The following is a 22,939-nucleotide window of genomic DNA, read 5'->3' on the forward strand; positions in this document are numbered from 1 at the left end:
GTGACCACCGGCGGTGTTCCGAACACGGACGCCACGCACCTCCCGCCGGGCGCCTCGGAGCCCTTCCCGCTCGGTCCCGCCCAGGTCGGCCTCTGGTACGCCCAGCTGCTCGAACCCGACGTGCCGGTGAACATGGCCCAGTACGTGGATATCCAGGGCGATCTCGACGTCGACCTGCTGCTGCGCGTCGGTGACGAGGGTGTCGCGATCTGGCGCACCTCGCAGCTGCGTTTCGCCGAGATCGACGGTGAACCCCAGCAGTACCTGGACCTGACGGCGGTGGATTCCCCGCAGGTCTACATGGATCTGCGCGGCGAGGCCGACCCCATCGCCACGGCGCACGCGTGGATGCGCGCCGACCTGGTCCGCCCGCTGGATCTGCTGACCGATCAGCTGTTCGCGCCGACCCTGATCCACGTCGCCGACCAGCGGTATTTCTGGTACGTCCGCGCCCACCACATCGTCGGCGACGGCTACGCCGCCATGAGCGTCATGCAGTGGACCGCCAAGCGTTTCACCGCGCATCAGCTCGGGACCGAACCCGAGGTGGTCAAGGTCGGCACCCCGCAGGAGATCGTGGCCGGCGAGCTCGCCTACCGCGAGAGCACCCGCTTCGCGGTCGATCGCGCGCACTGGGCCGAGCGCACCCGCGGGCTGGAGGGCGCGACCACCCTGAACAGCCGGACCGCCCCGCGCAACGCGGGCAACCGGGTCTTCGGCGCGGCCCTGCCCGCGCAGCTGCAGGAGCGCATCGAAGAGGTTGGCGCGCAGAGTGATTCGGGTCTGCCCGTCGTGGTGCTCGCGGCGTTCGCGGCCTACCTGGGCCTGATGACCGGCAAGCCGGAAGTGGTGATCAGCCTGCCGGTGACTGCGCGCACCACCGCGGTCATGCGCCGCTCGGTCGGCATGCTGTCCAACATCGTGCCGCTGCGCATCGGTCTCGGCGACGAGGCCACCTGGGGTGATCTGCTGACCGCCACCCGGGTCGAGGTCTCGGGCGCGCTGCGGCATCAGCGCTACCGGCACGAGGACATTCGCCGCGACGCCGAGCACGAGGACCGCCCGGCCACCCGCGCGCTGTTCGGCCCGATGGTCAACATCATGCTGTTCCACAACCGCCTGGACTTCGGCGAGTTGAGCGGGCGGCTGCACATCATGTCGACCGGCCCCATCGAGGACATGAGCCTCAATGTCTTCTACGGCGACAACGACCGGGTCCACCTCGACTTCGAGGTGAATCCGAATCTATACTCCGACAGCGAGATCGCCCGCCACCACTCGCGGTTCCTGCGCCTGCTCGAGCGCCTGGTCGACACCGATCCGGCCACCCCGATCGCGGCGCTGGACGTGAGTACCGAGCTGGAACGCGAAGTGGTGCTGCGGCTGTGGAACAGCACCGAGCGCCCGGTCGAGGCCGGCGCGACCCTGGTGTCGATGTTCGCCGAGCAGGCCGTGCGTACCCCGGCCGCTCCGGCGCTGCGTTTCGCGAACGAGCCCGCGCGCGATCTCGACTACGCGGGTTTCGCCGACCGCGTCAACAAGCTCGCCCGGCACCTGATCGCGGCGGGAGTCGGTCCCGAGGACCGGGTCGCGCTGCACATGCGCCGCTCGCCCGAGCTGGTCATCGCGATGTACGCGGTGCAGGCTGCGGGCGCGGCGTACGTGCCGCTGGATCCGGACAACCCGGCCGACCGCATCGCGTACATTCTCGAAACAGCCGCTCCCGCACTGGTTTTGACCAAGGTCGCGGATCGTCCGGCGGAGTCGATCGCCGCCGTGTGCGTGGACGAGCTGGACCTGGACGCCGTGTCCGGCGCGCCGATCGCCGACGCCGAGCGCCGGTCCGCGCTGCGGCCCGCGAACACCGCCTACGTCATCTTCACCTCCGGTTCGACCGGCCGCCCCAAGGGCGTCGCGGTCACCCACGCGGCCATCGTGAATCGCCTGGTCTGGATGCAGAGCGCGTACGAGCTCGGCGCCGCCGACGTGGTGCTGCAGAAGACCCCCGCCACCTTCGACGTCTCGGTGTGGGAGTTCTTCTGGCCGTTGCAGACCGGCGCGACGCTGGTGCTCGCGCAGCCCGACGGCCACCGCGATCCGGCCTACCTGCGCGCGGTCATCGCCGACTACGGCGTGAGCGTGGCGCACTTCGTCCCGTCCATGCTGGACGCGTTCCTGGCCGGGCTCGTGGACGAGCAGGTCACGGGCCTGGCCGGCCTGCGGCACGTGTTCGCCTCCGGCGAGGCGCTGCCCGCGCGCACGGCCCAGCGGCTGCGCGCGGTGCTGCGCCGCGCGGGCGCGAGCGCCGCGCTGCACAATCTCTACGGTCCCACCGAAGCCGCGGTCGATGTCACCTTTCACGAGGTCACGGCCGCGGACACCGAGTCCGTGCCGATCGGCGCGCCGGTGTCCAATACCCGGCTGTACGTGCTCGACGCACGTCTGCGGCCGGTTCCCGTAGGAACTCCGGGTGAGCTGTATCTGTCGGGGGTTCAGCTCGCCCGGGGCTACGTGGGCAATGCCGCGCTGACGGCGGAGCGTTTCGTCGCCGATCCGTTCGCGGGCGGCGCGGGGCACGGCGGCGCCGGCGAATCGATGTACCGCACCGGCGATCTGGTGAGCTGGACCGAGGACGGCGAGCTGGAGTACCTGGGCCGCACCGACTTCCAGGTCAAGCTGCGCGGGTTGCGTATCGAGCTGGGCGAGATCGAAGCGGTGCTCGCGGCCGTGCCCGGCGTCGAGCGCGCGGTGGTGCTGGTGCGCGAGGAGCAGCTGGTCGCCTACGTGGTGTCCGAGCTCGCGATCGAGGAGACCCGGCTGCGCGCCGCGGTGGCCCGCGCGCTGCCCGCGTACATGGTGCCCGCCGCCTACATGGTCCTGAAGGCGTTGCCGGTCAACGCTTCCGGGAAGCTGGATCGGGCGGGTCTGCCCGCCCCGGTGCGCGTGGCCGCCAGTTACGAGGCGCCGATCTCGGTGGTGGAGCAGGCCGTGGCCCGCGTGTTCGCCGAGACCCTGGCGGCCGAGCGGGTCGGGCGCACCGACGACTTCTTCGCCCTGGGCGGCAACAGCCTCAATGCCACCCAGGTCGCCGCGCGGCTGAACGCCGAGCTGGGCTGCCGCCTGACGGTGCGCGAGATGTTCGCCGCCACCAACGTGGCCGAGCTGGGCGCGCTCATCGACGCGCAGTTCCTCGACGAGGACGCGAACAACGGTGCGGCCCTGCGGCTCACGGCGCGGCGCGGCGACGAGCGGCCGGAGAACGTGCCGCTGTCCCCGGCCCAGCAGCGCATCTGGTTCCTGAACCATTTCGACACCTCGGCCGCGAACTACAACATGCCGTTCGTGGTGCGGCTGCAGGGCACCGCGGATCTCGCGGCCCTGCGCGCCGCGGTCGCCGACGTGCTGGCCAGGCACGAGGCGCTGCGCACGCTCTTCCCGGTCGTCGCCGACGGTCAGGCCTGCCAGCGGGTGCTGCCGGTCGATCGGCTGCCCGAACTCGTCGCGCACGAGGTGGTGACCGACGGCGCCGAACTCGAGGCCGCGCTGTCCGCCATCGCCGCGCGCGGATTCGATCTCGAACACGAGATTCCTTTCCGTGCCCGCGTTTTTACAGTGCTTGACACCGTCGCGGCGGACGCCGCGGCCGGCGATCCGGTCGCGGAGATCGAGGCCGCCGCCGCGTCCGGGCGCTACGCGCTGGCGATGGTGCTGCATCACGTCGCCGCGGACGGGCTGTCGCTGCCGATCCTGGCCCGCGACCTCATGCTGGCCTACGCCGCGCGCTCGTCCGGTCAGCGGCCGGGCTGGGCGGAACTGCCGGTGCAGTACGCGGACTACACCCTCTGGCAGCGGGATCGCCTCGGCGCCGCGGACGACGAGAACTCGCTGCTGGCAACGCAATTGGCATTCTGGCGGCAGACCCTCGCGGGAGCTCCCGATCTGCTGGAGCTGCCGGGCGATCGCCCGCGCCCGGTGCAGGCGAGCGGTCGCGGCGGTAAGCGTTCGGTGGAGCTTCCCGGCGAGCTGCACGCGCGGATCGTGGAAACTGCGCGGGCCGAGAGCGTTTCGACCTTCATGCTGGTGCACGCCGCACTGGCGGTGTTGCTGTCCCGTTTGTCCGGTGAGTCCGACATCGTGATCGGCACGCCGGTCGGCGGCCGCGGTGAGCGCGAACTCGACGATCTCATCGGCATGTTCGTCAACACACTGCCGCTGCGCACCGAGATCGACGACGCCCTGGAATTCCGCGCGCTGCTGCGGCGGGTGCGCGACGCCGACCTCGCGGCCTTCGCCCACGCGGACGTGCCCTTCGAGCAACTCGTCGAAGCGCTGAATCCGGCGCGCTCGCAGTCGCGCCATCCGCTGTTCCAGGTGGCGCTGTCCTTCACCGCCTCGGGTGATATCAGTGTCGAACTGCCCGGATTGCTTGCCACGGCGGGTACGCTGGAGACGGGAGTGACCAAATTCGACCTGTCGGTCGCGGTCACCGAAAGCTTCGTCGGTGCCGGTCCCGGGGAAGGTCCGGCACCGACGGGGATCACCGCGGAGTTCGAGTTCGCGGCAGATCTGTTCGACGCCACCACTATTGACGTCTTCGCTGCCCGTTTTGTCCAGTTGTTGACGGCTATCACCGCGAATCCGGCCACGATCGTCGCCGCGCTGCCGTTGCTGTCCGAAGCCGAATACGCCGATCTCACCGATCGTTCCGGCGGTCCCGTACAGACCGGTCGCGTTATTCCGGACCTGCTGGCGGCGGCCGTCGCGGCCAATCCGGACGGCGTCGCCCTGGTCGACGGCCCGCGCGAGCTCACCTACCGCGAACTCGACGCGGCCTCGAATCGGCTGGCGCGCCTGCTGATCGGCCGCGGGGTCGGCCCGGGTGACCTGGTGTCCCTCGGTATGCCGCGTTCGCTGGAATCTGTGCTGGCGACCTGGGCGATCAGCAAGACCGGCGCGGGCTGGGCCCCCGTCGACCCGGCCTATCCGGCCGAGCGCATCGCGCGCATGGTGGCCGACGCCGGCGCCGAGTTCGGCCTCACGCTCTCCGGCGCCCGGGCCGGGCTCCCGGACACGGTGTCCTGGCTGGCGCTGGACGACGAGCTGTTCCGCGCCGCGGTGGCGGCCTACTCCGACGACGCGGTCACCGACCGGGATCGGCTGCGCCCCTTGCGCACCGCCGATGTCGCCTATGTCATCTACACCTCCGGTTCGAGCGGTGTGCCCAAGGGCGTCATGGTCACCCACGAGGGTGTGCCGTCCTTCGCCGCGGGCGAGGTCGAGCGTTTCCTGGTGCAACGGTCCTCGCGCGTGCTGCACGTCGCCTCCCCGGCCTTCGACATCTCGGTCGGCGAACTCGCCATGGCCATCGAGGCCGCGGCCACCCTGGTGGTCGCGCCGCCCGACGCCGTCATGGGCGCCGAACTCACCGAGGTGCTGCGCGCGCACCGGGTCACGCACGCGTTCATGACCCCGTCGGCCCTGGGCACCGTGGATCCGCTCGAGGCGCCGGACACCGCGGTCGTGGTGGTCGGTGGCGAGCCCTGCCCGCCGGAGCTTGCGCGCCGCTGGGCCGAGGCCGGGCGCTCGTTCGTCAACTGCTACGGTCCGACCGAAACCACCTGTGTCACACAGGGTTCGGTGCCGCTGGCGGCCACCGACGAACTGCACATCGGCCCGCCCTTCGCGGGCGTGTACGAATGGGTGCTCGACGAGCGCCTGCGGCCGGTGCCGATCGGCATGGTCGGCGAGCTGTACGTGGGCGGACCGCAGCTGGCCCGCGGTTACCGCGGCCAGGCCGCGCTGACCGCCGGCCGTTTCGTGGCGTGCCCCTGGGCGCCGGGCGAGCGCATGTACCGCACCGGCGATCTCATGCGCTGGACCCCGACCGGTTCCATGCAGTGCCTGGGCCGCAACGATTCCCAGGTCAAGCTGCGCGGCTACCGTATCGAACTGGGTGAGATCGAGTCGGTGCTGGCCGAGCACCCGCAGGTGCGCCGGGCGGTGGCGGTCAAGCACGCGCACGCCACCCGCGGCGATCAGCTGGTCGCCTACCTGGTCTCCGATGTGGCCGAGCTGGATGTCGCGGCGGTCAAGGCCGGGCTGACCGGACGGCTCGCGCCCTACATGGTGCCGTCCGCGTTCGTGGTGCTCGACGAGATCCCGTTCACCGTCAACGGCAAACTGGACTACCGCTCGCTGCCCGAGCCGGTGTTCGAGAGCGCGGTCTACCGCCGCCCGGGCACCGTCACCGAAGAGCTGGTCGCGGGCGTTTTCGCGGAGCTGCTCGATGTCGAGCAGGTCGGCGCCGACGACGATTTCTTCACCCTGGGTGGCAGCTCGCTGCTGGCGGCCAAGGCCGCCGCGCGCCTGGGCACGGTGCTGAACACCACCGTCGGCGTGCGCGTGCTCTTCGAGGATTCCACCGTGGCCGGGCTGGCCGCGCGGGTGGACGCCGGTCTCGGCGAGGCCCAGCGCCCGGCGCTGGTCGCGGGCGAGCGCCCCGAGCAGCTGCCGCTGTCGCCCGCGCAGCAGCGCATGTGGTTCATCAACCGCTTCGATCGCGAGTCCATCGCCTACAACCTGCCGATCGCGCTGCGCCTGACCGGCGCGCTGGACGCGGCCGCGCTGTCGAGTGCCTTCGGCGACGTGCTGGCCCGGCACGAGACGCTGCGCACCTACTACCCCGAGACCGAGGCCGGCGCGGTGCAGGTGATCGCGCCGGTGGCGCAGACCTTCTCGGGCCTGAGCACCACCTCGCTCACCGAAGCCGAACTGGCGGTGCGGGTTCCGGAGATCCTGACCACCACATTCGACGTCACCGCCGAGGTCCCGATCCGCGTCGAGCTGCTGCGGGTGCTGGACGAGGCCGGCGAGTTCACCGGTGAGCACGTGCTCGCCGGTGTGCTGCACCATATTTCGGCCGACGGCTCCTCGGTCGTGCCGTTCGTGCGCGATCTCATGGTGGCCTACGGCGCGCGCCTGAGCGGGACCGAGCCCGCGTGGGCCCCGCTCGCGGTCCAGTACGCCGATTACGCGCTGTGGCAGCACGCGCTGCTCGGCGCCGAGGACGACGCCGACTCGGTGGCCGCCCAGCAGCTCGCCTACTGGAAGCAGGCCCTGGCCGGGCTGCCCGATCAGCTGGATCTGCCCGCCGATCACCCGCGCCCCGCGCGGCAGACGTTGCGCGGCAAGCAGATTCATCTCGAACTCGACGCCGCGCTGCACGCCCGCCTCACCGAGGTCGGCCGCGCGCAGGGCGCGACCCTGTTCATGGTGGTGCACGCCGCGTTCAGCGCCCTGCTGGCCCGCCTGTCCGGGACCGAGGACATCGCGGTCGGGACCCCGATCGCGGGTCGCGGCGACAGCGCGCTGGACGACGTGATCGGCATGTTCGTCAACACCCTCGCGCTGCGCACCCGGGTGGCGCCGGCCGAGCCGTTCACCGAGCTGCTGGCTCGGGTCCGGACCGGTGACATCGCCGCCTTCGCCCACGCCGACGTGCCGTTCGAGCGCCTGGTCGAGGTCCTGAACCCGGTCCGCTCGCAGGCCCGGCACCCGCTGTTCCAGGTGGGCCTGTCCTTCCAGAACTACGAGCACGCCGAACTGCGCCTGCCCGATCTGACCGTGACCGAGCTCGAATTCGAGAACCACATCGCGCAGTTCGACCTGCACCTGTTCGCCACCGATCGCTACGCGGCGGCCGGCGCGCCCGACGGCGTGGCCCTGACCCTGGGCTACGCCACCGATCTGTTCACCGAGGGCACGGCGCGGCACATCCTCGCCGCGCTGGCCCGCGTGCTCGAAACCGTCTCGGCCGCACCGGAAACCGTGGTCGGCGACATCGATCTGCTGGGCGCGGACCTGCGTGCCCGGGTGCTGGGGGAGTGGAACGACACCGCGCGCCCGCTGGCCCCGGCCACCCTGGCCGATCTGGTCGACGCGCAGGCGGCGCGCACCCCGGACGCGGTGGCGCTGCTGTCCGCGGACGGCGAGATCACGCTCTCCTACGCGGAATTCGACGCACGGGTGAACCGCCTGGCCCGGCATCTGATCGCCGCGGGCGTCGGCCCGGAGACCGGCGTGGTGCTGGCCATGCGCCGCGGCGTCGAGCTGGTGATCGCCATGTACGCGGTGGTCAAGGCGGGAGGCGCGTACGTGCCGATCGACCCCGATCACCCGGCCGACCGCATCGCCTACATCGTCGACACCGCCGCCGCGGCGGTCGTGCTCACCACCGTCGCGGACGGCCTGCCGTTCACCGCCCGGGTTCCGGTGTTCGAGGTCGACGCCCTCGACCTCGCCGGGGTGTCCGCCGCGCCGGTGACCGACGCCGAGCGCGTGCGCCCGCTGCGCGAGCAGCATCCGGCCTACGTCATCTTCACCTCGGGCTCGACCGGCCGCCCCAAGGGCGTGACCATCCCGCACGCCGCCATCGTCAACCAGTTGCACTGGCTGCGCGAGACTTTCGAGTTGAGCGCCGCCGATCGCGCGCTGCTGAAGACGCCCGCGACCTTCGACCTTTCGGTCTGGGAGTTCTGGTCGCAGCCGACCAGCGGCGGCAGCCTGGTGGTGACCGCGGCCGGTGACGAGCGCGATCCCGATCGCCTGCGCGCGGTCATCGACGCGCACGGGGTCACCGTGCTGCATCCGGTCCCGTCGCTGCTCGGGATGCTGCTCGCCGGCGGCCCGCTGCCGTCCTCGGTGCGCGCGGTGCTCGCCATCGGCGAGGCCCTGCCCGCCGCGACCGCCGCGGACTTCCTGGACGGCGGCGTGGGATCGCTGTACAACCTGTACGGCCCCACCGAGGCCGCGGTGTCGATCACCTCGTTCCCGGTCCGCGCCCGGCATCAGCAGGCCGTTCCGATCGGCGCCCCCGCCTGGAACAGCCGGGTCTACGTGCTGGACGCCCGGCTCTCGCCGGTCCCGATCGGCGTTCCCGGTGAGCTGTACCTGTCCGGCGCGCAGCTGGCGCGCGGCTACCACGGCCGCCCGGCCCTGACCGCGGGCAGCTTCGTGGCCGATCCGTTCGGTCCGGGCCGCATGTACCGCACCGGCGACATCGTGCGCTGGCGGGCCGACGGCACCCTCGAGTACGTCGAGCGCGCCGACTTCCAGGTCAAGATCGGCGGCTTCCGCATCGAACTCGGCGAGGTCGAGACCGCGCTGCGCAGGCAGCCCGGCGTCGCCGCGGCGGTCGCCGTGGCGCATCAGGGCGCCGCGGGTGCGCGCCTGGTCGCCTACGCGGCGGTCCCCGGCGCGGACGAGCCGGGGCGCGACGCGCTGTCGGCCACCCTGCGGTCCGCGCTGGCCGCGGCGCTCCCGAAGTACATGGTCCCGGCCGTGGTCACCGTCCTGGACGCGTTGCCGCTCAACGCCAACGGCAAGGTCGACCGGGCCCGCCTGCCCGAACCGGTGTTCGCCACCGCGGTGTACCGCGAGCCCGTCACCGAACTCGAGCGACTGGTCGCGGCGGGCTTCGCCGAGGTCGTCGGCGGCGTCGCCGCGGAGCGGGCCGACCTGGTCGGCCTGGACACCGATTTCTTCGCTCTCGGCGGCAACTCGCTGATGGCGACCCGGCTGGCGGCCCGTCTGGGCTCGGATCTGGGTGTGCGGGTTCCGGTTTCGGCGCTCTTCGAGGCTCCGACCGTGGGTGAGCTGGCCGCCTGGCTGGCCACCGCGGACCGCGCCGAACTGCGTCCGGCACTGACCCGGCGCGCGGACTCCGGGCACGCGCCGCTGTCGCTGGCCCAGCAGCGCATGTGGGTGCTCAACCGCCTGCATCCCGAGTCCGGCGCCTACAACATCCCGGCCGCGATCCGGCTGACCGGTGCGCTCGACGTGCCCGCGCTGGCCGCGGCGCTGCGGGATGTGCTGTCCCGGCACGAGATTCTGCGCACCCGCTATCCCGAGAAGGACGGCGAGCCGGTGCAGCTGGTCCTGGGCATCGACGAGCTGAACGCCGACCTCGACCCGATCCGGGTGTCCGAGACCGAGATCCAGCTGCGCCTGATCGAGATCGCCACCGCCGGTTTCGATGTCACCGCGGCCCCGCCGCTGCGCATCCGGCTGTTCGAGTTGTCGCCGGCCGAACACGTGCTGATCGTGGTGCTGCACCACATCAGCGCGGACGGGTACTCGGTGCTGCCGATGACCCGGGATCTGGTGCAGGCGTACCTGGCCCGCTCCGAGCAGCGCGAGCCCGGGTGGTCGCCGCTGGAGATCCAGTACGGCGATTTCGCCGCCTGGCAGCGCGCGGTGCTCGGCGCGGACACCGATCCCGAGAGCCTGCTGTCGCGGCAGCTGGCCTTCTGGGTGGACGAGCTGTCCACCGCGCCCGCCCAGCTGGAACTGCCCACCGATCGCCCGCGTCCCACGCGCCGCGACATGCTGGGCGCCGAGTTCGATTTCCAGATCTCCGACGAGATCACCGGCCGCCTCGGCGAGCTGGCGAGCGCCCAGGGCGCCACCCTGTTCGGGGTCGTGCACGCCGCGTTCGCGGTGCTGCTGGCCAAGATCTCGGGCCAGCGCGACATCTCGATCGGCGTGCCGGTCGCGGGCCGCGGTGAGCGCGCGCTCGACGACCTGATCGGCATGTTCGTCAACACCGTGGTGCTGCGCACCGAGGTGGACGCCAAGCTCTCGTTCACCGAGCTGCTGCGCCAGGTGCGCGATCGGGATCTGGCGGCGTTCGCGCAGGCCGACGCGCCCTTCGAGCGCGTGGTGGAGGCGGTGCTCGCGGCCACCGGCCGTCCGCGTTCCAGCGCGGTGAATCCGCTGTTCCAGGTCGCGCTGTCGTTCCAGAACATCGCGGCCGGGCCGGTCTCGCTGCCCGGTCTCGCGCTCGAGGCGATCGAGCCCGAGCTCACCGAGGCCAAGTTCGACCTGCAGCTCACCGGCATGGAGCGCCGGGACGAGCTGGGCCGCGTGGTCGGGCTCGACATGCGATTCGGTTACGCCACGGACATTTTCGAGGCGGACACCGTGCGCCTGCTGGCCCAGCGCCTGCTGCTGGTGCTGCGCGCGATCGTGGCCGATCCGGCGGCGCCGGTGCGCGCCATCGACATCCGGACCGCGGCCGAGCGTAACCGCCGCCCCGGCGCGCCGGCCGCGGCCACCGAAGCGGCTCGGCCGCAGCGTGTTTCGGACGACCGGCCGACCGCCGATCTGCCGACCCTGATCGCGGCGGCCGCCGCGATCGACCCCGATTCGATCGCGCTCACCCACGGCGATCACACCGTCACCTACCGGGCGCTGGCCGACAAGATCGGCCTCACCGCCCGGGCCATGGGTGCCGCGGCGAAACCGGAAGCCCTGGTCAACGTCGCACTCGCCGGGCTGGTGCCCGGCATCCTCACCGCGCTCGGCGGTGCGGGTCTCGGTCAAGTCCTGGGCGACCTCGCAACACAGGCCCAGGCAGTGGTTCTTCGCTCGGAAAGCTCGTCGGAAGGAAACCTCTGATGCACTACGCAGAGTCGATCGCTACCAGCCGAACCGGCCGCTCGGCCCTGCGAAGGGCCTACGGTGTCGGTGATCTGCCCACCTTGATTCCCCTGGTGGCCGAGCTGGACGCCGATCGGATCGCGCTGCGCTACGCCGAGCAGACCATCGCCTACGGCGCGCTCGCCGCCGAGGTCGCGATGCTGAGCGAGGCCATGGGCGGTGCGCTCGAGCCCGAGGCGCTGGTGCAGGTCGTGGTGTCCGGGCAGCTGCCCGCGCTCATGGACGGCCCCGAGGGCGAGCTGACCGCGGTGCTCGAGGCGCTGGTCGACGACGCCGTGCTGGCGGCCTCCGGTCTGCTCGAGCCCAAGCTGGCCCCGATCGAGACGCTGACCTCGAAGTTCCGAGCCCAGGTGCGCCGCACCCCGGACGCGGTGGCCATGGAGTTCGAGGGCGCCGAGCTCACCTACGCCGAATTCGCCGACCGGGTCACGGTATTGGCCCGGCACCTGCGTGAGCTGGGCGTCGGCCCGGACGTGCTGGTGGGCATCGCCGCCCGCCGTTCCTTCGAACTGCTCGTCGGCATGTACGCGATCCTCGAGGCGGGCGGGGCGTACCTGCCGCTGGACCCCGACCACCCGGCCGAGCGCATCGCCTACGTGCTCGAGGTGTCCGCACCGGCGCTGGTGCTGACCACCACGGCCGATGCGGCGGCGCTGGAGACCGGCGTCCCGGTGCTGCGCATCGACGAATTCGAGCGCGCGGCAGCGGAATCGGGCACGCCCGCGCCGCTCTCGCCCGTCGAGGATCCGGAGCTGGTGCAGGCCGGCGCGGACAACCTCGCCTTCGTGCTGTTCACCTCCGGCTCCACCGGCCGGCCCAAGGGCGTCGCGATCTCGCATCGCGCGGTGCTGGCCCTGTTCCGTTCGCAGCAGCGTCAGCTCCAGCTCTCGGGTTCGGACGCGATGCTGTTCAAGACCCCGATCACCTTCGACGCCTCGGTGTGGGAGATCTTCTGGACCCTGCAGACCGGCGCCCGGCTGGTCATCGCCGCGCCCGAGGGACATCGCGACACCGCGTACCTGATCCGGTTCATGCGCGAAACCCAGGTCACCGCCGCGTTCTTCGTGCCGTCCATGCTCTCGGTGCTGATCGCCGAGGCGGAGCAGGACCCCGAGGGCCTGACCGACTCCCTGCGCTTCGTGCACGTCGGCGGTGAGGCGCTGCCGCCCGCCACCGCCGCCGGCTTCCGCGGCGTCAGCGGCGCGACCCTGTACAACATCTACGGGCCCACCGAGGCCATCGTCATGGTGACCTCGCACGAGGTCACGGCCCTGGACATCGACTCGGTGCCGCTGGGCGAGCCCTGCGACGAGGTCGAGCTGCTGGTGCTCGACGAGGACTTGCGCCCGGTGCCGCACGGTGTGGTCGGTGAGCTCTACCTGGTCGGAATGCAGTTGGCGCGCGGCTATTTCGGCCGCCCGGCGCTGACCGCGGACCGTTTCGTCGCCAATCCCGAGGGCCCGGCCGGCGACCGCATGTACCGCACCGGTGACCTGGTGCGCTGGGCGAGCGGCGTCGACGGTGGTCCGGACGAGCTGCAATACCTGGGCCGCACCGACTTCCAGGTCAAGCTGCGCGGCCAGCGCATCGAGCTGGGCGAGGTGGAGTCGGCGCTGCTGCGCGACGACACGGTGGCCCAGGCCGCGGTGCTGCTGCACACCGGCGCCAACGGCGAGCAGTCCCTGGTCGGCTACGTGGTCCCGGCGCGTGGCGCCGTGATCGACACCGCCGCCGTACTGTCCGGCGCCCGCGCGCACGTGCCGGCCTACATGGTGCCGTCCGCGCTCGTCGTCCTGGCCGAGTTCCCAATCACCGTGCACGGCAAGCTGGATCGGCGCGCGCTGCCCGAACCGGTCTTCGCCGACGCGAGCGCCGCCTACCGCGCGCCCTCGACCGAGGCCGAGGCCGCGGTCGCCGCGATCTTCGCCGAGCTGCTCGAGCGCGAGCGGGTCGGGGCGGACGACGACTTCTTCGCCCTCGGCGGCAATTCGCTCGTCGCCACCCGCGCCATCGCCAGGATCCGGGACACCCTGGGCGCGGCGGTGGACGTGCGCGACTTCTTCGACAACCCGACCGTGGCCGCGCTGGCGGCGGCCGCCGGGCAGAGCGCGGCCGCCGGTGCGCCGGCGGTGCCGCTGGTGGCCGGTCCGCGGCCGGAGGCGATTCCGCTCTCGCCCGCGCAGCAGCGCATGTGGTTCCTCAATCGGCTCGCCCACACCGAATCCGACGGCGCGACCGCCGGTTTCGACGCCGCCGCGGTCGACAACGTGGTGGCCGCGCTGCGGCTGCGCGGTGAGCTGGACCTCGCGGCGCTGACCGCGGCCGTGACCGACCTGGTCACCCGGCACGAGATCCTGCGCACCTACTACCCGCAGACGCCCGCCGGACCGGTCCAGGTGGTTCTCCCGGCCGCCGATTTCGACGCGGCCGCCGCACTCGACCTGACGCCCGCCGAGGTCACCGAACAGGAACTGCCGCAGGCGGTCTACGCGGCCGCGGGGCGCGGTTTCGATGTGGCCGAGGGTGTTCCGCTGCGGCTGCGGCTGCTGCGCCTGGGCGCGGACGATCACGCGCTGGTGCTCGTCGTGCACCACATCGCCGCCGACGGCTTCTCGCTCGGCCCGCTGGTGCGCGACCTGGTGCTGGCCTACGCCACCCGCCAGGCGGGCTTCGTGCCGGTCTGGGAGCCGCTGGCCGTGCAGTACGCCGACTACGCGCTGTGGCAGCGCGAGGTGCTCGGCGACGAGTCCGACCCGGAATCGCTCGCCGCCCGTCAGCTCGCCTTCTGGACGAACGAACTCGCGGAGCTGCCCGCGCAGCTCGACCTGCCCGCCGACCGGCCCCGCCCGGCCGATTCGAGCTACCGGGGCGCGACGTTCGACGTCGAGCTCTCCGCCGAACTCCGCGCCGCCGTCGACGCGATCGCCGCCCGCGGCCAGGCGACCCCGTTCATGGTGCTGCACGCGGCGCTGGCGGCCCTGCTGGCCCGGCTGTCCGGCACCACCGACATCGCCATCGGCACCCCGGTCGCCGGTCGCGGCGAGGCCGCGCTGGACGATCTGATCGGCATGTTCGTCAATACCCTGGTGCTGCGCACCGAGGTGCGCGGGGACCGCTCCTTCGCCGAGCTGGTATCGCATGCCCGCGAACGGGATCTGCGCGCCTTCTCCCATCGCGACGTCCCGTTCGAGCGCCTGGTCGAGGTGCTCAACCCGGTGCGCGCCCGCAACCGGCACCCGCTGTTCCAGGTGGCGCTGTTCATGCAGAACCAGGGCGTCACGACGCCCGAACTGCCCGGCATGCGTGCCGAGCTGATCGACTTCGAACTCGCCTTCGCCAAGTTCGACCTGAATCTCAATGTGGTGGAGCGTGATTCGGGCTACAACGTCGAATTCACCTACGCCACCGATCTGTTCGACGAAGCCACCGTTCGCGAGTTCGCGGCCAAGTTCGTGCGCCTGCTGACCGCGGCGACCGCCGACGCCGACCGCGCCGTCGGTGACATCGCGCTGCTGGACGGCAGCGAGCTGGACTACGTGCTCGAGAGCTGGAACGCCACCGGCGCGAAGGTCCAGGACACGCTGCTGCACGCCGGATTCGACGCCCAGGCCCAGCGCACCCCGGACGCGGTCGCGCTGATCTCGGGATCGGAGTCGCTCACCTACCGGGAGCTGTCCGAGCGCGCCAACCGCCTGGCCCGGCTGCTCGTGGCCGAGGGCGTGGGCCCGGAGTCCCTGGTCGTGCTGGCCATGGCGCGGTCGGTGGATCTGGTCGCGGGCATGTACGCCGTGCTGCGCGCCGGCGCCGCCTACGTGCCGGTCGACCCGAGCCATCCGGCCGAGCGCATCGCCACCGTATTGACCACGGCCGCACCGGCCCTGGTGCTCACCACCGCCGCCGACGCGTTCGAGACCACCGCGGCCCCGCTGCTGCGGGTCGACGAGCTCGACCTGTCCGGGTTCTCGGCCGCCAAGCTGACCGACCGGGACCGCCGCGCCGCGCTGCACCCGGAGCACCCGGCGTACGTGCTGTTCACCTCCGGCTCGACCGGTACGCCCAAGGGCGTCGCGGTGAGCCACCGGTCCATCGCCAATCAGATGGCGTGGATGCAGGCCGAGTACGGCATCTCGCGCTCCGATGTCTACCTGCAGAAGACGCCGAGCACCTTCGACGTCTCGCTGTGGGGCTACTTCCTGCCGCTGCGGGTCGGCGCGGTCCTGGTGCTCGCGACCCCGGACGGTCATCGCGACGCCCGCTACCTCGCCGAGACCATCGCCGAGCGCGGGGTCACCCTCACCGACTTCGTGCCCTCCATGCTCGCGGTGTTCACCGCGCACGCCGCAGCGAGCGAACTCGCGTCGCTGCGTGACGTTTTCGTCGCCGGCGAGGCCTTCCCGGTGGAGACGGTCACCGCCTGGCGCGCGCTCTCGGACGCCACCCTGCACAACCTGTACGGCCCGACCGAGGCCGCGGTCACCGTCACCTACCGCGAGGCCGACGAGCGCACCCCCGCGGTGCCCATGGGCGAGCCCGAGTGGAACACCCAGGTGTACGTACTGGATTCGCGCCTGCGCCCCGCGCCGATCGGCGTTCCGGGCGAGCTCTACCTGGCCGGTGTGCAGCTCGCGCGCGGCTACTACCGGCGCGCCGACCTCACCTCGGATCGCTTCGTGGCCAACCCCTTCGGCGCCGCGGGCGGGCGCATGTACCGCACCGGCGACCTGGTGAAGTGGACGGCGGACGGCGAGCTGGCCTACCTGGGCCGCATCGACTTCCAGATCAAGTTCCGGGGCCAGCGCATCGAACTCGCCGAGATCGAGAGCGCGCTGCTCGCCCAGCCCGAGGTCGGTCAGGCGGCCGTCCGGCTCGTCACCGCCGACACCGGGGATTACCTGGCGGGCTACGTGATTCGCGCGGAGGACACGGGCATCGACACCGCGGATCTGCGCGAGCGGCTCACCCGGTTGCTGCCGTCCTACATGGTGCCGACCGTCGTGCTCGAGCTCGCCGAGTTCCCCATGGGCACCAGCGGCAAGCTCGATCGCGGTGCCCTGCCGGTTCCGGTGCTGGCCGCCAAGCGTTTCCGCGCGCCGGTCGACGCCGCCCAGCGCGTCGTCGCGCGCGTCTTCGGCGAGGTCCTCGGCCTGCCCCGGGTCGGGCTCGACGACGACTTCTTCGCCCTCGGCGGCAGCTCGCTGCTCGCCACCCAGGTGACCGCGCGCGCGGGCGCCGAACTGGGCGTGCGGATTCCGGTCCGCGTGCTGTTCGAGGCGGGCACGGTGGCCGGCTTCGCCGCGGCCGTCGGCCTGCTGTCCGATGCCGCACCGCGCCCGGCGCTGACCGCGCGCCCGCGCCCGGACCGGGTACCGCTGTCCCCGGCCCAGCAGCGGCTGTGGTTCCTGAACCGCCTGGAGAACGAGCAGGACGGGCCCAGCCTCTACAACCTGCCCGTGGTGCTGCGCCTGACCGGCGAGCTCGACGTGACCGCGCTGGAGCAGGCGGTGCTGGACGTGCTCGCCCGGCACGAGTCGCTGCGCACCAGTTTCCCGTCCGACGCCGAGGGTCCCTTCCAGCAGTTGCTCGCGGCGACCGACGTCGGGCTGAGCCTGACCCCGGTGCCGGTGCGCCCGCAGGACGTGACCGGCACGGTTACCGCGCTGGCCCAGGCCCCGTTCGACGTCAGCGCCGAATTGCCCTCGCGCATAGCGCTGCTGGTGCTCGATCACGGCGCCGAGGAGGCGCCGGCCGCCGACGAGTACGTGCTGGTCGTGGTCGTGCACCACATCACCGCCGACGCGCTGTCGCTGCGCCCGCTGATCACCGACCTCATGACCGCCTATCACGCGCGGCACTCCGGCGCGGCCCCCGGCTGGGAGCCGCTGCCGGTGCAGTACGCGGACTACGCGCTGTGGCAGCGCGAGGTGCTCGGATCCGCCGGCACCCCGGGCGATCTCGCGCACCAGCAGCTGGAGTTCTGGCGTGACACCCTGGCCGGCGCCCCGGCGCGGCTCGCGCTGCCGACCGACCGCCCGCGCCCGGCGCAGCCCCGCAACATCGGCGACGCCGTCGACTTCGCGGTGCCCGCCGAGGTCGCCGCCGGACTGCGCGCCCTCGCCCGGGAACAGGGCGCGACCCTGTTCATGGTCGTGCACGCGGCCTTCGCCGCCGCCCTGGCCCGCGTCAGCGGCACCGGCGACATCGTCATCGGCACGCCGGTCGGCGGTCGCGGCGAACGCGAATTGGACGGTCTCATCGGCATGTTCGTCAACACCGCGGTGCTGCGCACCGCGGTGGACGGCGCCGCCGGCTTCGCCGAGTTCGTGAACTCGGTGCGCGACACCGACCTGGCGGCCTTCGCCAACGCGGACCTGCCGTTCGAGCAGATCGTCGACGACATCGTCACCGATCGCACCACCGGCGCCCACCCGCTGTTCCAGGTCATGATCAGCTTCGGTGACAACGGCAACACCGCCGTGGAACTGGAGCTGCCCGGCCTGACCGTGCGCCCGGTGCCGCTGGCCGACCCGACCGCCAAATTCGATCTGCAGCTGGTGATCGAGGACGGCACCGACGGCGCCCTGGGCGGAGCTCTGCGCTTCGCCGCCGAGCTCTTCGATCGAGCGTCGATCGAGACGCTGCTGGCCCGCTGGCAGCGCGTGCTGGCGGCCGTCGCGGCCGACTCCTCGATCCGGCTCGGCGACATCGATCTGTTCGACGACGCCGAACGCGAACGCGTGCTGCGTGTCTGGAACGACACCACCGCCGCGGTGGACACGGAGCAGACCCTGCTCGCGCTGTTCGAGGACCGCGCGCGCACCGCGCCCGACGCGATCGCCCTCGCCTTCGAGGGCGAGAGCCTGACCTACGGCGAACTCGCCGCCCGCGTGCACCGCCTGGCGCGCTACCTCGTCGAGCAGGGCGTCGGCCCCGACGTCCCGGTGGCGCTGGGCATGCGCCGCTCGCTGGACCTGGTGATCGGCATGTACGCGGTCATCGCCGCGGGCGGCGCGTACGTGCCGCTGGATCTGGATCACCCGATCGAGCGCACCCGCTACGTCGTCGACACCGCCGCCCCGGTCTGCGTGCTCACCTCCGGCGCGGATCTGGAACCGCTCGGCGTGCGCCAGATCCGCCTGGACGAGCTGACCGCCGACGCGGCGACGCTCGCCGGGTACGCGACCGCGCCGCTGACCGACGCCGATCGCCGTGCCGCGCTGCGCCCGTCGCACACCGCGTACATCATCTTCACCTCCGGCTCGACCGGCCGCCCGAAGGGCGTGGCCGTCTCGCACGCGGCCATCGTGAACCGCCTGGCCTGGATGCAGGCCGAGTACGCGCTGACCCCCGCCGACGCCGTCCTGCAGAAGACCCCCGCCACCTTCGACGTCTCGGTGTGGGAGTTCTTCTGGCCCTTGCAGATCGGCGCCCGGCTGGTCCTGGCCCGGCCCGAGGGCCACCGCGATCCCGCCTACCTGGCGACGACCATCGCCGACGAGCGGATCACGGTCGCGCACTTCGTCCCGTCGATGCTCGAGCTCTACGTGACGGAACTGGAAACCCGATCCGCGAACGCGCCGGAGCGGAGCGAAGACCGGGGACTCGCCATGGTGTTCGCTTCCGGGGAGGCGCTGCCCGCGCCGCCCGCGCAGCGCCTGCGCGCCCTCACCGGTGCGGACGTGCACAACCTCTACGGCCCCACCGAAGCCGCGGTCGACGTCACCTACCACCGGGTGACCGACGCCGACACCCGTACCGTGCCGATCGGCCGCCCGGTCTTCAATACCCGCGTCTACGTGCTGGATTCGCATCTCGCGCCGGTGCCCGCCGGTGTGCCCGGCGAGCTCTACCTGGCCGGCGCCCAGCTGGCCGTGGGCTACGTCGCGCGACCCGATCTGTCCGCGGATCGCTTCGTGGCCAACCCCTTCGGCGCCGGCGAGCGCATGTACCGCACCGGCGACCTGGTCAAGTGGACCGCCGACGGTGAGCTGGAATACTTGGGCCGCACCGACTTCCAGGTCAAGCTGCGCGGTCTGCGCATCGAGCTCGGCGAGATCGAGGCCGCCCTGGCCGCGCACGAGTCCGTCGCCCAGGCCGCGGTGCTGGTCCACGCCGCCGAGCACACCGGTGAGCTGCTGGTCGGCTACCTCGTGCCCGCCGTGCCCGGCGCGAGTATCGACACCGGCGCGCTACGCGGGGAACTGGCCGAACGACTACCGGCCTACATGGTGCCCGCGGTGTTCGTGGAGCTGGCGGCCCTGCCGCTGTCCGCGAACGGCAAGCTGGATCGCCGGGCGCTGCCCGCCCCGAGCTTCGCCGCCGCCGAATTCGTCGATCCCGCCGGGGATTCCGAACTGCTCGTGGCCTCGGTCATGGGCGAGCTGCTCGGCCTGGAGCGGGTCGGGGCCGGGGACGACTTCTTCGCCCGCGGCGGCAACTCGCTCATCGCCACCCAGCTGGTGTCCCGGCTGTCGCAGGCGACCGGCCTCGCGGTGCCGCTGAGCACCGTCTTCGACGCCTCCACCGTGCGCGAGCTGGCCGCGCGGCTCATCGCGCTGGCCGACGCCGGCGAGGTGAACGCCGCACTGCCGCCGGTGGTTCCGCAGCAGCGCGGGGACACCGTGCCGCTGTCGATCTCCCAGCAGCGCATGTGGTTCCTGAACCGCTTCGACACCGCGGGCGGCGGGTACAACCTGCCGTTCGCGCTGCGCCTGACCGGCTCGCTCAACATCGAGGCGCTGCGGGCCGCGGTCGGCGATCTGATCGACCGGCACGAAACCCTGCGCACCCTGTACCCGGAACAGGACGGGGTGGCGCGTCAGGTGGTGCTGCCCGCGGGCACCCGCCTGGTCGACCTCGAACCCCGCGAGGTCACCGCCGCCGAACTGCCCGCGCTCGCGGAAGGCTTGGCGCGCACCGTCTTCGACGTCACCGCCGAGGTGCCGCTGCGCGTGCGGCTGCTCCAGGTGGCCGACGAGCCCAACGCCTACGTGCTGCTGATCGTGGTGCACCACATCGCCGCCGACGGCTGGTCGCTGGCCCCGCTGACCCGGGATCTGGCGCACGCCTACGTGGCCCGCTGCGCGGGCAGCACCCCCACCTGGCAGCCGCTGCCGGTGCAGTACGCCGACTACGCCATCTGGCAGCGCGAGGCCCTCGGCTCGCCGGAGGAACTGAACTCGGTGCTCGCGCGCCAGGTGCGGTTCTGGACCCGGCAGCTGGCCGGCGCCCCGGATCTGCTGGCCCTGCCCACCGATCGCCCGCGCCCGGCGGTGCACTCCAACCGCGCGGACGTGCGCACCGCCGTCCTGGACGCCGAATTGCACACCGCCGTCGTGGAATTCGCGGCCGCGCACCGCGTGACCCCGTTCATGGTGCTGCACACCGCGCTGGCGGTGCTGCTGGCGCGGGTGTCGGGGACCGAGGACATCGTGGTCGGCACCCCCGTGGCCGGTCGCGGCGATCAGGCGCTGGACGAGCTGGTCGGCATGTTCGTCAACACGCTGGCGCTGCGCACCGCGGTGCCCGCGAGCGCCCGCCTCTCGGAGGTGCTCGCGGGGGTCCGCGACGCCGACCTGGCGGCGTTCGATCACTCCGCGGTGCCGTTCGAGACCCTGGTGGACGCGCTCAATCCGGTGCGCTCGCAGGCGCATTCGCCGATCTACCAGGTCGGCTTCACCATGCAGAACATGGCGCAGCCGGAGTTCCAGCTGCGCGGGCTCGGCATCAAGAGCCTGGACGCGGGCGTGCTGCCCATCCAGTTCGATCAGGACTGGACGCTCAGCGATCGCCACGCGGACGGCGCGCCCGCCGGCATCGACGTGCACCTGCACTACGCCACCGACCTGTTCGATCCGGAGACCATCGCCGACTTCCTGGCCTGGTACGAACGCGTGCTGCGCGCGCTCGTCGCCGACCCGCGCCTCGTCGTGGGGGAGGTGCCGCTGCTGTCGGTGGCCGAGCGCGGCGGGCTGCTGTCCGACCGCAACGCCACCGCGCGGGACCTGCCCGAGGAGACCCTGGCCGATCTGCTGGACCTGCGCGCGCGGGCCGACGGCGACGCGATCGCGGTCTCGCTCGACGGCGAGTCCATGACCTGGTCCGAACTGGCCGCCAAGTCGAATCGCCTGGCGCGCTGGCTCATTCGCGAGGGCATCGGCCCGGACGACATCGTCGGCATCACCGCCGAGCGCAGCCTGGACATGATGGTCGCGCTCTACGCCGTCGTGCACGCGGGCGCGGCCTACGTGCCGGTGGACCCGGCGCACCCGGCCGACCGCATCGCCCACGTGCTGACCACCTCGGACACCTGGCTGGTGCTCGCGGTCGGCGGGGCCACCGTGCCCGAGCTGTACGGGGTGTCCACCGTCGCGATCGCCGGCCTGGACACCGCCGAGTTCTCGGCCGAGCCCATCGCCCCGAGCGAGCGCGTGGCCCGGCTGCGGCCGGACAACCTGGCCTACGTCCTGTTCACCTCGGGTTCGACCGGTCAGCCCAAGGGCGTCGGCACCAGCCATCGCGCCATCATGAATCAGCTGCGCTGGCTCGAGCACCGCTACGAGGTGACCGGCGCCGACCGGATCATGCAGCGCGCTCCGCTGGCCTTCGACGTCTCGGTGTGGGAGTGCTTCCTGCCCGCACTGACCGGTGCGCCGCTGGCGCTGCTCAAGCCCGGCGGGCACCAGGATCTGGACTACCTGGCCGCGCGGATGCGCGAGCACGGCGTCACCATCGCCGAGCACGTGCCGTCCGTGCTGGCGGCGCTGGTGGCCGAGGGCCATGGCGAGGCGCTGCGCTCGTTCCGGCATCTGCACACCGGCGGCGAGGCGCTGCCCGCCGAGCTGCTCGGCGCGCTGCGCGCGCAGGTGAGCGGCGCGGTGCACAACGCCTACGGGCCGACCGAGGCCGCCATCTCGGCGATCTATCACGAATTCACCGACGCCGACCCGGAGTACGAGGTCGCCATCGGCCTGCCCAACTGGAACACCCGGGCCTACGTGCTGGACGCGCGACTGCAGCCGGTGCCCACCGGCGTGGTCGGCGAGCTCTACCTGGCCGGTGAACAGCTGGCCCGCGGCTACCAGGATCGGGGCGGGCTCACCTCCGAGCGCTTCATCGCCGATCCGTTCGGGGTGCCCGGCGCCCGGATGTACCGCACCGGCGACCTGGTGCGCTGGAACCGGGCCGGTGATCTGGTCTACTTGGGCCGCAACGACTTCCAGGTGAAGTTGCGCGGTCAGCGCATCGAGCTCGGCGAGATCGAGGCGGCGCTGCTGGCCGGCGGCGGGGTCGCCAACGCCGCGGTCCTGCTCGATCGCGACAGCGCCGGAACCGAATGCCTGATCGGCTACGTCTCGGGCACCGAGATCTCCGCCGAGGCGCTGCTGGCGCACGCGCGCTCCGCGCTGCCGGCGTACATGGTGCCCGCGCACCTGGTGGTGCT

General features: G+C 72.2%; 2 protein-coding genes (1 of these 2 running past the window's edge). Both read left to right on the top strand.

What is annotated here, in order from left to right:
* Positions 1 to 11,457: an amino acid adenylation domain-containing protein gene (locus ACWDOP_RS36225; RefSeq protein ID WP_456348684.1), complete on the top strand. Its 11,457-nt coding sequence runs from the start codon at positions 1 to 3 to the stop codon at positions 11,455 to 11,457.
* Positions 11,457 to 22,939: part of a non-ribosomal peptide synthase/polyketide synthase coding region (locus ACWDOP_RS36230; protein WP_456348685.1), annotated on the top strand (this coding region is incomplete at its 3' end). Its footprint extends 6,000 nt past the window's final position; the window shows 11,483 of its 17,483 annotated nt. The genes ACWDOP_RS36225 and ACWDOP_RS36230, both read left to right, overlap by 1 nt.

Source organism: Nocardia sp. NPDC003693, from assembly GCF_053981095.1.